This is a genomic window from Streptomyces sp. NPDC034103, assembly GCF_055575395.1.
The window spans coordinates 50113-64530 of the sequence record NZ_JBVISS010000021.1; the positions used below are offsets into that span (position 1 = coordinate 50113).

General features: G+C 67.4%; 13 protein-coding genes. 4 read left to right on the forward strand and 9 right to left on the reverse strand.

The window, feature by feature from the left end; translation table 11 throughout:
* Positions 1-19: 19 nt before the first annotated feature.
* From ACZ56U_RS36455 to ACZ56U_RS36465, 3 genes are all read right to left on the reverse strand, one after another.
* Positions 20-196 carry a hypothetical protein gene (locus tag ACZ56U_RS36455; RefSeq protein WP_469088224.1) on the reverse strand — a complete coding sequence of 59 codons (177 nt, stop codon included), beginning with the start codon at positions 194-196 and terminating at the stop codon, positions 20-22.
* A 622-nt stretch (positions 197-818) separates the two neighbouring features.
* Positions 819-1289, reverse strand: a complete 471-nt coding sequence (locus ACZ56U_RS36460; RefSeq protein WP_469088225.1) for a DUF4240 domain-containing protein — start codon at positions 1287-1289, stop codon at positions 819-821.
* 762 nt (positions 1290-2051) lie between these two features.
* A complete protein-coding gene (locus ACZ56U_RS36465; RefSeq protein ID WP_469088226.1) occupies positions 2052-3062 on the reverse strand; it encodes a winged helix-turn-helix domain-containing protein in 1011 nt (336 codons plus the stop codon).
* Positions 3063-3361: 299 nt separating this feature from the next.
* Here ACZ56U_RS36465 and ACZ56U_RS36470 point away from each other — a divergent pair, with 299 nt between their 5' ends.
* A complete protein-coding gene (locus tag ACZ56U_RS36470) occupies positions 3362-3805 on the forward strand; it encodes a Tat pathway signal protein (RefSeq protein WP_469088227.1) in 444 nt (147 codons plus the stop codon).
* Between the two features lie 303 nt (positions 3806-4108).
* Here ACZ56U_RS36470 and htpG read toward each other — a convergent pair whose 3' ends face one another.
* From htpG to ACZ56U_RS36490, 4 genes are all read right to left on the reverse strand, one after another.
* Entirely contained in the window at positions 4109-6010 is a 1902-nt protein-coding gene (gene htpG, locus ACZ56U_RS36475; RefSeq protein ID WP_469088228.1) for a molecular chaperone HtpG, read from the reverse strand.
* Positions 6011-6114: 104 nt separating this feature from the next.
* On the reverse strand, positions 6115-6825 hold the full coding sequence (locus ACZ56U_RS36480; RefSeq protein WP_469088229.1) for a DUF4097 family beta strand repeat-containing protein: 711 nt from the start codon (positions 6823-6825) through the stop codon (positions 6115-6117).
* An 843-nt stretch (positions 6826-7668) separates the two neighbouring features.
* Positions 7669-8676: a sigma-70 family RNA polymerase sigma factor gene (locus tag ACZ56U_RS36485; RefSeq protein ID WP_469088230.1), complete on the reverse strand. Its 1008-nt coding sequence runs from the start codon at positions 8674-8676 to the stop codon at positions 7669-7671.
* A gap of 724 nt (positions 8677-9400) precedes the next feature.
* Positions 9401-10450: an Lrp/AsnC family transcriptional regulator gene (locus ACZ56U_RS36490; protein ID WP_469088231.1), complete on the reverse strand. Its 1050-nt coding sequence runs from the start codon at positions 10448-10450 to the stop codon at positions 9401-9403.
* Between ACZ56U_RS36490 and ACZ56U_RS36495 the strand changes: the two genes are divergently transcribed.
* Both ACZ56U_RS36495 and ACZ56U_RS36500 read left to right on the forward strand, forming a co-directional pair.
* Positions 10437-11312 carry a VOC family protein gene (locus tag ACZ56U_RS36495; protein ID WP_469088232.1) on the forward strand — a complete coding sequence of 292 codons (876 nt, stop codon included), beginning with the start codon at positions 10437-10439 and terminating at the stop codon, positions 11310-11312. The genes ACZ56U_RS36490 and ACZ56U_RS36495 overlap by 14 nt on opposite strands.
* Positions 11313-11367: 55 nt before the next feature.
* Entirely contained in the window at positions 11368-11967 is a 600-nt protein-coding gene (locus tag ACZ56U_RS36500; RefSeq protein WP_469088233.1) for a DoxX family protein, read from the forward strand.
* A gap of 420 nt (positions 11968-12387) precedes the next feature.
* Here the strand turns inward: ACZ56U_RS36500 and ACZ56U_RS36505 are convergent, their stop codons facing one another.
* Positions 12388-12825 (reverse strand): hypothetical protein, encoded by a 438-nt coding sequence (locus ACZ56U_RS36505; RefSeq protein WP_469088234.1) that lies wholly within the window; start codon positions 12823-12825, stop codon positions 12388-12390.
* 100 nt (positions 12826-12925) lie between these two features.
* Between ACZ56U_RS36505 and ACZ56U_RS36510 the strand changes: the two genes are divergently transcribed.
* Complete coding sequence (locus tag ACZ56U_RS36510) at positions 12926-13723, forward strand: SDR family oxidoreductase (protein ID WP_469088235.1); 798 nt, start codon at positions 12926-12928, stop codon at positions 13721-13723.
* A gap of 20 nt (positions 13724-13743) precedes the next feature.
* On the opposite strand, the gene ACZ56U_RS36515 is transcribed toward ACZ56U_RS36510, so the two are convergent.
* The gene (locus ACZ56U_RS36515; RefSeq protein WP_469088236.1) at positions 13744-13995 is read right to left on the reverse strand and encodes a hypothetical protein; all 252 of its coding nucleotides are present in this window, start codon (positions 13993-13995) and stop codon (positions 13744-13746) included.
* Positions 13996-14418 lie beyond the last annotated feature (423 nt).

Sequence of the window (14418 nt, forward strand, 5' to 3'; positions counted from 1 at the left end):
AGCGCCGCGCGTGCGGCGGTCAGGTCTGCAGGGCGGCCATCAGGTCCAGCACCTGCCCGGGCTGCTCGGGCTCCGGCGCCTCGGGCAGGGGCTTGTCCTCGCGCTTGGCCATCATGACTTCGGCGAGGACTTCGGTGTAGTGGTCGCGGAAGTCCAGGCCGCTGCAGACTGCCTCGATCAGCGTGGCTGTGTGCATGTCTCGGCATGAGGCAGGTCGATGCGGCCTGGTACCAGGACATGGCCCACAACGCCTGTGGCTTCACCGTCGCCCCGCTCGCCAAGGCCACCCTTGAGGACCCGAGCTCATCCACCTTCGGGATGGGCGGCGCGGCCGCGACCGCGGATCGGGGCGCGCTCAGGCGGTCCGCCCGTTGGCCGTGCCGGCGCTTGACATAGTCAGGGTATTTCTGGCCGCACCGAACCGAGGGGGGAGAAGCCGGTGCCGCTTGACGCAACTCGCGTGGAGGGGATCTCCGCTCTCGTTACGGAGTGCGGGCCGCTGCTTGGCTCACATGCGGGAATGGATGCATCCAGCAGTTGCTGACCGACCGCAGGGTGGATGTGATAGACGCGGTCATCGTCACGCGCGAGCTGCCCGGCGCGGGCCCCACTGCCTTGGGCGAGGCGAAGGGCATCTTGCTGTCCCGCCCGTCCCGGGGAGTGGACGGTCAGCGTCATGAGGAACTGGTGGGCTCACTGCTCGACGCGGTTGACCAGGTAGCCGACGACGGGTGCCCCACCGCTAACACGGGTGGGCCCAGCCCCCGGCGGCCCTGTGGGGTCACGAATGGGTTCTGGCTCCCGTTCCGTGAGGAAGATCAACGGTGCTGGCGTTCGTCACCTCCCGCAGGCCATGGCGTTGAGTCAGCCCAGCCCTCGGTGTTGGAGCAGGATTCGTAGGAGTAGCGGGTCTTGCGGCCCCACTGCTTGCCGGTGATTCGTTGGTATGCCCGGTCCGGGGTGTAGAGCAGGGGCTCGGCCCAGATGAGGTCGAGGGCGTAAGGCGTGAAGGCCGACGGGTCCTGGAGGACGCTGTCGAACTCGGTGCGGCCGGCGGCGACGACCGCGGCACGGGTGTAGAGGAAGGCGTCTGTGCCCAGGTCGTGTCCGTACTCCTTACGGTCCAGCCGGTACAGCGCCCATGACAGGTGTTCGGCAAAGCCGATGACCCGTGGCAACGGGGACTGGGCAAGCCGCTCGGCGAGCATGGCTGCCAGGAGTTCGGCATCCGGGTCAGGTGCCGTGGGCCTGCAGTCCTCGATGAGCTGCCAGAAGGCGTCTTCGTTCATGCCGGCGAGCATGCCGTAACGGTCTGACAGTTCCTGATCCCGGTTCCCAGTGTGGTGCGTCGATCAGGTCCGCGCTGGACAGATTTGATCAGGTTCGCACCGACCAGGTTCCGCCGGTCCGCGTCGGATGTCTCGCGGGTTGAGGCCCCTGTGCCAACTCACCGTGGACGCAGAGCCAACAGGATCGGATCCCGATTGCGCATCCCTGGGCGGCGGGGCGGTAGTCGCGGCGCCGAGCGGGGGCGGACGGTGTCTCGCGGCGGGCGGCGGCAGCGTCGGTGATCGAGTTCACCAGACGGACGCGACCGTAGTGGGGCCGGTCGTCCTCCCAATCGGGCGTGTGGAGTTCGATCTGGTAGTCGTCCTCACTCCAGGCCGCGCGCCTCGTAGAAAATGTGCGGCTCGTTTCCTACAACGTGATCGTTGGCGTCGGCGACATCACCGGCGATGGCACAGCGCGGGGAAGGTTTGTCGCAACACGGCGACAGCAAGGACTCGTTCGGGACCCGCACGAGGATCGCCACCGGCTGGCAGGACTACAAAGGTGTCCTCTAGATGCCCATCCAAGCGGCCGGCCCGGGCGGACGAGCGCTCCAGCCGGTATCGATCCGGGCGAGGCATCCCCGGGGTCGTGCTGATCGTCCAACCCCGGTCAGGCTGCCGCCCTCCGCACGGAGCGCGTGCCTTACACCTCAAATGCTGCGGGCTCCCGTTGCTGGTAAGTAGGTACTCGCTGATCGCGAGACGGAACCGCTGGCCGCTTCACAACCCTCGTGAGGAGGCGAGCAGGAGGTGGCCCGCTGTGGTGAGGGTGTGCAGGGCGTGTTTGCCGTCGCGAAGGAGGGTGGCGAGGCCGGCGTTACGCAGGACGGTGATGTGTTCGCTGGCGCTGGCCAGCGAGATACAGGCACGTTCGGCAAGCTGGGTGGTGGTGCTGCCTGGATGGTCAGCGATCACGCTCAGGACAAGGGCACGAGTGCGGCCCAGGAGAGCAGTCAGGGACTGGGGTGGTTCGGCCAGAGCGGTCGCGGTGACAGCAGATGGTGCTGCGGAGAGCGGCTGGTCGGAACGGATTGGGAAGGTCATCCACGGCTGCCCCACGTCGTACTCCATGACCGGGGAGTGGGAGCCGAACACGGTAGGGATGAGCAGCAGCCCCTGGCCGCCGAGGTGGACGTCGCCACTGAGCCCGGAGGCCGTGGTGACGTGCAGGACGGGAGGCTTCCAGATGATCCGGCGGGGGTTCAGCTCGCGAAGCAGCCGCTCGACCCCGTGTTCGCTCAGATGCTTCAGACGCAAGATCCGGTCCGTGGCGGCCAGCCGGTCGATCTGTGGCCAGTACGGGGCGATGAAGCGCTCGTGAGCTTCCTCGACCAAGTCGGCCAACTGCTGCACGAACACAGCGTTTTCGCTGGCCTGACGGGTCTGTGGTGACAGTCTCGCGGTCCGCTGCCCCGCCCACTCCTCCATATCCCTGCGGACACGTGCGGTGGGAGTGGAGCGCAGTTGCTCCACGAGGTCGGCCGGACTTCCCTCGTCGATCAGGCTGAGGAACTCCAGCGCCGCACCGGTCGGGGGGATCAGCTCGAACAGGGGCCGGAACCGCGGGTGGAGGTGCCTGCCCGTCCGATGCCGCCAGGCATCAAAGTGCACAGGATGCGACTTCTCCTGCAACTGCCGGATCCCGATGGTCAGTTCCAGCAGCGGGCGGGGCCCTGGGGCCAGACGCGTGCGGGCCAGGTCCTTGGCCGTGAAGTGAAAACGTAACGCCACGTCCGTGATTCTGCTCGGTGGCCTCACTTCGGGCGAGAGCGAAACGAGTCGACGTAGCTGTGCCAAGAGCCCAGCCTGGACTCCGACCGCACAGTGAAGTGAACGGCCGCACCGACGAGCGGACAGGTAGTGCCCCGGGGATGGAGCGGCACGACCGCATGAGTCACCACCGATACGCACGCAAGCAGCGGCGGGACGCCAACTGTCGGGCCGAACGCACAGCAACCTTGCCCTGCCAAAGGATGCAAGCAGCTGCTGGGCCGTTCTCAGGCACATCATCGACATCCAGGAGGACCGCCATGGTCAATGGCAACACGCTCAAGGGCGTTCGCAAGAAGCTCGCGGTCGCGGCCGCCACCGCAGGGCTGGTTATGGCCGTCTCCGGCCAGGCTCAGGCCGCGAACTACTACCAGGAGACCTCCGACGGCTGCGCCTCCGTCAACGGCTCCTACGACTACTGGAAGGTTTCGTCCGCCGGCGGCCACCCGGTCTTCAACACCAGCTGGGACTTCGTGATCTGGGACCACTGTGCCGACGGCAAGGGCGCGGGGCTCTACACCACCTACTGGAAGTGGGAAAACCAAGAGTGGACGTGGCACAACTACACCAAGCTCGGTTCGGACAGCAACGGTTCCGACAACAGCACCCCCGGCTACGCCAGCGGCAACGGATACAGCGTCCGTGACGTGAAGCTGTACGTCTGCTTCACCGGTTACCCCAATTCCTGCGTGCCGCTGTTCTAGCATTCCCAGGAGTCGGTCCGGGTGAGATCCCGGCATTCGCTGGCGACACCCCGTAGCGGGGAAGGACGCGGCTGAAAAGAGCGGAGGCGCCGAACTCATGTGTACGGAGATGGCGTAGCCGCTACGGCACCGGAGGGACCCCGAGACTGTGGGCTGGCCGCAATAGCCGTACACCTGGACGTGCTCCAAGACCCTGGCTTTGGCGATCTCGCAAGGCTCGGTGGTCTCCGCCGGCGAAGACCACCGCACGGCGAAGACGAGGCCCGGCTGAGTACGCTCAGCCGGGCCTCAGGCACCTCCCGGTCAGCGGAGCGTGCGCTCCAGCCGTTCCGCCACCAACTTCACGAACCGCGCGGGCTCCTTGGGCTGTCCGCCTTCAGCGAGTACGGCCAGCCCGTGCAGGAGTTGGGCGGTCTCGGCGAGCTCCGCCCGGTCCTCCTGCTCCGCGTAGGCCTGCCGCAGGCCACGGACGAGCGCGTGAGCGGGGTTGAGTTCGAGAATCCGCTTGGTGACCGGCACCTCCTGGCCCATCGCCCGGTACATGTTCTCCAGCGCCGGAGTGAGGTCATGGGCGTCGGAGACGACACACGCCGGTGACACGGTCAGGCGGGTCGACAGCCGGACGTCCTTGACCTCCTCCCCCAGTTGCTCCTTCATCCACTCCAGCAGACCGGCGTAGCTCTCGTCCTGCTCGTCCCCTGCGCTGTCTTCCTGCTCGCCGCCCTGGACGTCGAGGTCGATCTCGCCCTTGGCGACGGATCGCAGTTGCTTGCCCTCGAACTCGCCCACGGCGTCGACCCACACCTCGTCGACGGGGTCGGTCAGCAGCAGGACCTCGACGCCTCGGGCCTTGAAGACCTCCATGTGCGGGGAGTTCTCGATGCTCTGCCGGGACTCGCCGGTCAGGTAGTAGATGTGCTCCTGGCCGTCCTTCATCCGCTCCACATACTCCTGGAGCGTCGTCGGCTCAGATGCCTCATGGGTGCTGACGAAGGACGCGACCGCGAGGATGGCGTCGCGGTTGTCCGGGTCGCCGAGCAGTCCCTCCTTCAGCACGGCGCCGAACTCACGCCAGAACGTGGCGTACTTCTCGGGGTCGCGGGCCTTCATCTCCTTGACCGACGACAGGACCTTCTTGGTCAGCCGTCGCTGGATCATCCTGATATGGCGGTCCTGCTGGAGGATCTCCCGGGAGACGTTGAGCGACAGGTCCTGCGCGTCGACGACGCCCTTGACGAAGCGCAGGTACGACGGCAGCAGCGCCTCGCAGTCGTCCATGATCAGCACGCGTCGGACGTAGAGCTGGAGACCGCGCCGGAAGTCCCGGGTGAACAGGTCGTGCGGGGCGTGGGCCGGGAGGAACAGCAGCGACTGGTACTCGAAGGTGCCCTCGGCCTGGAGCCGGATCGTCTCCAGAGGGTCGCGCCAGTCGTGGCTGACGTGCTTGTACAACTCGTGGTACTCGTCCGCCGAGACCTCCTCGCGCGAGCGTGCCCACAGGGCCTTGCGCGAGTTCAGCGTCTCCGGCTCGGCCGTCTCCGCGCCCTCGCCGGCCTGGGGGACGAGGCGGATCGGCCAGGTGATGAAGTCCGAGTACCGCTTGACGATCTCCTTGATCTTCCAGGTGGAGGTGTAGTCGTGCAGCTGGTTCTCGGCGTCGGCGGGCTTGAGATGGAGGGTCACGGACGTGCCCTGGGGCGCTTCCTCGACCTTCTCCAGCGAGTAGGTGCCCTCGCCGCGCGACGACCAGCGCGTGCCGCCGCTCTCGCCGAGGCGCCGGGTCACCAAAGTCATCTCGTCAGCCACCATGAATCCGGCGTAGAACCCGATGCCGAACCTGCCGATCAACCCCTCGGCGCCGGCCTCGTCCTGGGCGTCCTCGAGTTCCTTGAGGAGGGCGGCCGTGCCGGAGTTGGCAATGGTGCCGATCAACGTGCCGACCTCGTCGTACGACATCCCGATGCCGTTGTCCCGCACGGTGAGCGTACGGGCCTTCGGGTCCACATCGATCTGGATGTGCAGGTCGGACAGGTCCACGTCGAGACCGTCGTCGCGCAGGGCGGCCAGGCGCAGCTTGTCGAGCGCGTCCGAGGCGTTGGAGACGAGCTCCCGCAAGAAGACGTCCTTGTTCGAGTAGACCGAATGGATCATCAGCTGGAGGAGCTGACGGGCCTCTACCTGAAACTCAAACGTTTCGGTGGACATGGTTCGCGTGTCCCTCACAGGTCCCTGAGTCGCGGAAACGGGCGACAGCCAGTTTAAAACACCACGTCAGGGCGTTTCACGTGAAACTGACAGCTCGTCACGCCTCAGTCCCGGCGAGCCGTGACGTCACCGTTGACCGTGGTAAGGCTCATCAGGCGTTTTCGGTCGGCATCCTGAGCGTGGGCATCGGTCGCGGTGCGCCCGTTGTCGGTGCTCCTGATGACGCGGTAGGCCGGGGCATCGTGGGGGACGGTGACATCGACCGAGCCGTTGACGGTCCTCGCGGTCACATTCGCGGGTGCAGCGGCGCACTGCATCACGACATCGCCGTTGACGGTGCTCGCGTGCAGCCGGCCGGCCTCGATCGATGCCGCGCGCACCGATCCGTTGCGAGTGGACAGGCGCAACGGGGCGTGCTCCTGACCGGAGTGGGTCACCGTCACATCGCCGTTGACGGTCGTGATGTCCAGCGCGGCGGCGACGTCCACCACGTCGACGCCGGCATTGCGGGCGGTGACAGTGATCTTCGCACCGTCTGGGATCTCGACGTACGGCATCCGCGGACAGCCATGGTCGTCGTGGTCGGCGCAGTCCAGGTCCAGGGTCCAGCGATCGCCGTGGTGGGACCAGTGCCCGTCGATCCGGTCGTCCACGCTGATGTGGTCGCCGTCGGCTGGGCGCAGCCGCAGTCCGTTGTCGGTACTGATCAGCACTTCGCCCCCGGACGCCGCCGCACGCAGTGCGTTGTCGGCTCGGGACACGTCCGTGCCACCACCGCCGCAGGAGGCCGCGAACGGCAGCGCCAGCAGCAGCAACAACGTCGGAGGCACGAGGTGCCGCGGGGGTATCGCGTTCATGCCCCTACGGTTTCCCCGCATCGACGCGGCCATGGCGGCGTGCACGGTGCCGGCTGGACGGACAGGTCAGGCCTATGCCGGGCCGTACGGAAAGCCCCCACAGAGTGGGGAGTCCCGGCACCGGCTACGACGATCGGCCTCTCGCTGTTGCTTACTCCCCTCCAGCAAGCTCAGTGCGTACAGGACGAAACTGATGTGCTGGCCGAAAGGCGAGGCGGAGATGAGACACGTGCGACGGGCGCGGCCACTACGACGGCATTGCGGCGGTGGCCATACCGGCGGCCCCAACTGCCGTGGCGGTGACACCTCAAGAATCGGATGGCGCGGCACTTCGAGAATCGCCGGACGGCGTCGTGGCCACGGGGGCCGTGAGTGCGCCGGCGGAGGTGCATGACACGGACGGGATGTGGCGGGGCGTCAGTGGGGTCCCCGAGCTGGTGTCGATGCGCCAAGCGCCGACTGCCGGGAGGTCGCGGCCTCCCCCTCCCCCACCGCCTGACAGAGCCACGCCTCGCTCGACGCGGGCCGCCGCACCACCGTGGCCTGCATCGTTGCCTCCTATGGCCTCGCCGTCGGCCTCGTTGTCAGCTGTCCGGCCGTTGCACTGGGTGACGAGTTTGGCGAGGATAACCATGGCTGTGATGACTGCCCCGTCAGCTGCTGTTGCGACAGGCGAGTAGTTGGCAGTGCCCTTCACGGTGGCGGTCATGTGAGTCATCCTGTCTGTCCGTTGCTTCGGTTTCGTTGCTCATATGGCCGAGGGGCACGGACGGAGCCATCGGTCGATGAGGGTGTGCCGCGTCACACCTCCTGCTCGCCGATGTGCGGGGGCAGGTTGAAGAGCGGGAACAGCCGCTCGGTGTCCCGGAAGACATGGATGTCGCTGATGCGGTCCCCGGAGATGTCGACGACCTGAAGGGCCCAGGGCTCGAATCCCGCTCCGGTGACGCTGGGCCGGTACTGGCCGAAGGCCGGCGAGCCATTCGCCAGGGTGGGGACGAGCCGGGATCCCCGGCAGCCGATGGCGGGTCCGGTCAGCCATGCCTGGATGTCGGTGACGCCCCGCATCCACAGGGCGTATGGCGGCAGGGACATGGTGGCGTCCACGTGCAGCAGCATGTTCAGCTCCTCCATGTCGAAGCTGGAGAAGGCCGCGGCATACCGCTTCGCCAGTGCCCGCTGAACGGCGTCGGGCGACGGTACCGCCGTGACGCCGGACGTCTCGCGCCGGGCCGCCAGCGTGGCGCGGGCCCGCTGGAGGGCGCTGTTGACCGAGGCGACGGTGCAGCCGTGCAGGTCTGCGACTTCGCGTGCCGAGAAGCCCAGGACCTCGCGTAGCAGGAGGGTCGCGCGTTGCCTGGGCGGCAGGTGCTGAAGTGCCGCGATGAATGCCAGGCGTACGGATTCGCCTGCTTCGGCTGCGTCTGCAGGGTCGGCCGGCGTGTGGGTCAGCGCGGCCGGGCACGGTTCGATCCACAGGCTGACGTCCAGTGGACGGCCCGGTGAGACGGCGCCGCTGGTCGGGGCGGAGAGGTCCATCGGGCGAGCCCGGCGCTTGCCGGCGGCCAGTGTGTCGAGGCAGACGTTGGTGGCGATGCGGTAGATCCACGACCGTAGTGACGACCGTTCCTCGAACCGGTCGAGGCCGCGCCACGCCCGGACCATGGTCTCCTGCACGGCGTCTTCCGCGTCGAAGACCGAACCGAGCATTCGGTAGCAGTAGCCGATCAACTCGGTCCGGTGCGCCTCCAACCGTAGAGCCGCCGATTCGTCACCGAGTCCGACAACGCCGGCTTCCAGACCATTCATCCCCGCCCCCTGGTGCGCACAGCATGCGCAGTATGCGTTCTGCGGCGCCGGCACGGCCGTGAGCGGAGCAGCGCTTTCTGCCTGGTCAGGATAACTTCTCAGGATGAGCTGTTGGAGCGGAAGATGATCGCAGCACGCCAATTCCACGCCCAGGAGGGGCACTTGCGTGCCTCGACAGCACCCAAGGCCGTCGACCGTGGGCCGCTTACGCTGGAGTCGTTCCTCTCCGACGCCCGCCGACGGGCGGCGAAGCTGAGTGTGAAGCGCGTGACGCGCTCAACGCATTGGGGATGCGCTGGTAGACGGCCCGGGACGGCAGAGCACGGCACCCTCACCCCCCTCGCCGTCCCCGCGTCAGCGAACGCCGCATCAGCTGCGGCAGCGGGGCAGACCTCCCGCTCTCCTACGCGATTGGCCAGATCCCGATGGCCGATGAGTCTCGCGCCGGCTACGCCCGCGGCAAGTTCAAGCACTGGAACGCCGGCCTGGACCCGGCCGACGGCTGCAACACCCGGGTTGTAGGCACGGTTGGTAGAGGCCCACCGCGTGTCTTTCTTGGCGAGGCAGAACTCGAGCGTTTTGCGATCACTGAGGCACGTAAGGCATGAGCACCTTGCGATCAAGAGGAGGACCGACGTCGTGCCGGTCTGCGCCTATGGCTTTGGACATCCACATCTCGACGCTGCTCACGTCGGCATCGTGTCCTGCCGGGCCTCCGACATCGTCACGGTGATGGGGCGGTTCGCTTGGTGTAGGAGGTGATCAGGGCTGTTTCCATGCGGTCGACGCCGTTGAGACAGCTGATGCGGTCGGTGAGGTAGGCGTGGAGGGCGTTGGCGTCCCGGCAGATGGCGATGGCGATCAGGTTGTGGGTGCCGGTCATGGTGCCGACGAAGGCCGCTTCGGGGTCGGTGGCCAGGGCCTGGGCCACACTGCCCAGTTGGGCGGGGGTGACGGTCAGCCAGACCAGGCATTGGGCGGAGAATCCGAACAGGCGTGGGGCGACCTCAACGTCCAGCCGGAGCACGCCGGTGCGGCGGAGTTCTTCCAAGCGGCGACGGACTGCGGATTCAGACCAGCCGACCTGTCGGGCGAGGTCCGGGTAGGCGGCCCGGCCGTCCGCGGCGAGGGCGGGGAGCAGGCGGCGGTCGAGTTCGGTCAGGCAGATGGGACTGACATCTGCGGCAGGAGGTGGGCGCAGTGCGGCGATCTGCTCCGCGGTAAGCGCCGAGGTCCGCCCGGTCCAGCGGTGGTCCATCACTGGACGCAGCAGCCGTTGGGCGTCGACCTGTGTGATCTGTGGCAGGCGGCCCAGCCCTTCCAGTGGCGCCGCGCCCTCCTCGGCGACGCGGAAGATGCAGATGATCTCGGTACCGCTGGACAGAACGGTCACCCAGGCTGTGTCCGGGCGGCGCGCCAACGCACGGGCCAGTGGTGCGGTGGCTGACGGCAAGCCCCGCAGACGTACCAGCCATTCGGCGTGGCCGGTACGGCGGCTGTCGGGCGTGCCGGCCACTCGGGCGATCCCTGTGCTGCGGAGCCGGCCGAAGCGGCGGGCCACGGTGCGGTCGGAGACGCCGAGAACATCGGCGATCTTGCTGAAGGGGGCGCGCCCATCGAGCTGAAGCGCGTGCAAGAGTCGCAGATCGAGTACGTCCAGCGTGACCGAATCCACCAGGACAGTGTAGGTCGGTGTCAGATAGCGGCGTGGCGGCGGCAGTTGGAGATCAGGGGCGGACGGTCGATGAATCATCGGCCCCATGACAAGCGACATCCAAGGCATCCATCACACCGGCATTCTCACCCGCGACCTCGAAGGGCTGGAACGGGCCTACGCCTCATTCGGGTTCACCCTCAGTCCTCGCTCACGGCACCTGCTCGGCGGGCGGCCCGGCCAACCGCCCGTGCCCGGCTGCACGGCCAACCGGTGCGCACTGTTCGGCGGGTCGTACATAGAGCTACTCGGGATCGTGGACGAATCCGCACCCGACCCTTGGCACACCAAGTCGATGGCCGACGAGTACGAGGGCTTCCGACTGCTCAACCTCGACACCGACGACACCGAAACCGCCGACCGCCGGCTGACGGACGCCGGGCTGCGCACCTCGGGCGTGCTGGAACTGGAGCGAGACGTCGACACAGAGGAGGGGCCGCGCACGGTGCGCGCACGCGCCGTGCACCTCGATCCGCGCTCGACCCCGGAGGGCTATGTCGGGATCGCCCAGCACCTCACTCGCCGGTATGTGCATCAGCCTCGCTATCTCAACCACCCGAACGGTGCTCGGGGCCTGGGCGCCGTGCTGATCGTGGCCGCCGACACCGAGTTCGACGGGATCACGGACCGGTACACCCGCATCGTGGAGACAACCGCCAGGTACGAGGGCCCGGTCGCCGTTCTGGAGACGGCCACTGCACGGTTGGAGATCGTCCGCGCCTCGCACGCCGGTGACGTACTGCCCGACGAACCCGTCCCGGCCTCCTCCTACCTGGCCGCGATGACCGTCCTGGTCGACGACGTCGATGCCGCCCGAAAGATCGTCGAGAACGGCGGCACCGTAACCCGGCCGACTGGTGGTGGATTCTTCGTCTCTGCCCGCCACGCGTACGGAGCGGGCCTGTTCTTCACCCGCAGCTGAACGCCCCAGCAACCTCACCTCGTACTGCGCGTCCCGCCATCGGACGGCCAGCCCCATGAAGAAGGCCGCCGCTCCTTGGCATACGTATTTACTCTCCTCGGAGGACACCATGCTCGGCACCCTCATGCTTCTCGTCGGCCCGGCGCTGGGATTTCGCCTGCTCGGCTCGCTGGGGATCAGACGGTTCGCTACCTGGCAGGCCAGTACCACGCACGGCTTGGCGGTCATGCTCGTGGCCACGGCCACCGCGCACTTCACACCTCCAAGCGTCACCATGATTCCCAGCCACGACGACCTCTCAGCCATGGTGCCGCCGTTCGTGCCGTTTCCTCACGCAATGGTCTACGTAACCGGCGCACTTGAGTTCCTCGGTGCCGCCGGACTCATCCGATCCACGACACGTCCGGCGGCCGGGATCTGCTTGGCCATACTCTTTGCGCTGATGCTGCCGGCCAACATCTACGCTGCCCTCGAGGACATTCCGCTCAACGGCGCCCCAGCCACGCCGCTGTGGTTCAGGATTCCCGAGCAGCTGCTCTTCATCGTGCTCGCACTGTGGGCAGCCACCCCTGCCCACAACATCCCCCGAGGCCTGGTGAACGTCATCCGGCCCAGCACCGGTCACAGTGCTGCCCGGCAGAAGACGCTCACTTGACGGTGGCGTTCCATGGCTCCCCCCGACGCCCGCACCAGCCCGCATGGACCGTGCGGTGACGCCGGGGGGTGTGCCTTCGATGCAGGTACCGGGGATCGCGCGCATGGTCCTGCGCAGGGCAAGACGAAGTGACTCGATGGTTTCCTCCCCTGCCTGGAACTGTCCTGCGAGCCTTTCGGCCCGGCGGTTGGAGCCGATGACGCCTTTGGACAGCGTGGCGTTGTGGCGCTCGAGGTCTTGAATCCGAGTGACCAGTTCGGCGTTCGCGGCGTTGTGGATCGGGGCGCCGAAGCGATGGGCTGTCCGGCCATGGGCAGGTCGCTCACAGCTGCGGTGGCACGGGTGGTCTGTCCGCGCTGTCTTTCTGGCGACCTCGGTGCAGCTGCTCGGTCCGCGCATCGTGTGATCGACGCGTGGCGCTCATGGTCGACTCCGTACGCCCACGGTGTCCACGGTGTCCACGGGCACGAAGGCGGCGGCCCACCTGGCTTTGCGCAGCTCCCGTGATACTTCCTCCAAGGCGGCCCGCTGGGTGGGGTCCGTGGCGTCCAGGGGGCGGCGCATCTGGGTGCGGGATGTGGTGTATCCGCGGATCTGGTCGTCGAAGTCGCGGATGACCCAGTCGGCAGGGCCCATAGCCAGGGCGGCTTCCTTGTCGGCTCGCAACTCGGCGACCTGCTGCTCCATGGCCGGAGGGTAGGAGGGGTCGGGCCGGTAGAAGTCGCAGCCGGCGCGCTGGAAGCGGATGCGGCAGTGCTGCCCGCCGGCTTTGACATTGCTCGGTCCGCCGCATCCGCCGTAGGGAACGGCGACGGTCTGGCCCTCGTAGGCCAGTGCGTCGCTGAAGCCGTTCTGCACCCTCGGTGCCTCGTGGTGGTGACCCGGCCTGTGCGGGAGCGTGGAGCATGCCCGAGAAAATCGGGTGCTGTGGCAGGGGCGGTCCGCCAGGATGGGGATCATGAGTGGCGGGACGCGCGTGGGGAGTCAGCAGGACGTGCCAGAGGCGGGACGCCCGCTTGCTTTGGTGACGGGGGCGGGACGTTCGGCCGGGATCGCGGCGTCCGTGGTACTGAATCTGGCCCAGGCCGGCTGGGATGTGGCCTTCACCTACTGGACCCCTTATGACGCACGGATGCAGTGGGGCATGGAGCCCGGGGCACCCAGAGAGTTGCAGCAGCAGGTGGCGTCCCTCGGGGCGAGAACGCTCGCGGTCGAGGCGGACCTGAGCGACCCGACTGTGCCGACGCAGCTCTTCGACAGCGTCGAGGGCGAACTGGGAAACGTCACCGCGCTGGTGCTCTGCCATTGCGAATCGGTCGACTCCGGCCTGTTGGACACCACTGTGGAGAGCTTCGACCTGCACTATGCGGTGAATGCGCGGGCAACGTGGCTGCTGATCCGTGAGTACGGACTGCGATTCCGCGGGCAGCACGGCACCGGGCGGATCGTCAGCCTGACCAGTGATCACACCGCTGGCAACCTGCCCTATGGGGCGAGCAAGGGGGCGATGGACCGGATCACGCTGGCCGCCGCCCGCGAGCTCGCCCATCTGGGGGTGACCTGCAACGCGATCAATCCCGGGCCGACCGACACTGGGTGGATGACCAAAGAGCAAAAGGCGGACATGATCCGCTTCACGCCTCTGGGGCGCCTCGGTGTGCCGCAGGACTGCGCGAATCTGGTCACGTTCCTCTGCTCGGCGGAGGGCGGATGGATCAATGCCCAGCTTCTCCAGAGCAACGGCGGTCTTGGGTAGACACGTGCAGGAGGCATGACTTACGGGCGCTGCCGGCTGGCGACGTCTGCGGCGTAGGTTGCCCAGTCGCCGGCGGAGAGTCGTTGCCAGGCGACGGCGACGTCGGTGTGGATGCCGAGGGTGCGGGCGAGGATCGCGGCGGGGATCTCGGTGGCGAGCTGGAAGAGTGCGGTGCTGCGGGCCTGGTTAGGCCGGATCCCGAGCTGGTTCAGGCGCTGGGCAGCTGTGTGGTGCTGATCGGACGTCCGGGCTGGCCGCCGGGGAAGAGCCATGAAGGCGGAGCCAGGACGCCATGGTCGCGTGCCCCTTGCGGTTCGCAGCGACAGTGCGAGCCACCTGGGCGACGGGCTCGGGCAGCTGAACGGGTGCACTACCGAGGTGGACATGTACCTCTTGAGCGCCGACCTCGACGTCCTCGATGGTCAGTCGGTGGATCACCGATGGCCCTTGTGCGGGCCCGTCCAGCGTGGAAGCAAAAACACCACCCCGGTGATAGCGGTGTCAGCTCTCGGTTCTGCACAGATCTTGGAGAGCGATCCCGGAGGCTAACGGTGTCGTTTGATCATAGGGAAGGGGCACGAGGCCGGGTTCGTCAGCGTTCACGCATCCTGGTCCACCACCAGCCGTCCAATGCCCACTCGTTGTAGTGGGGCTCCGGCAAGGTGCGGCGCTCGAATTCCTCATCGATACGCGTG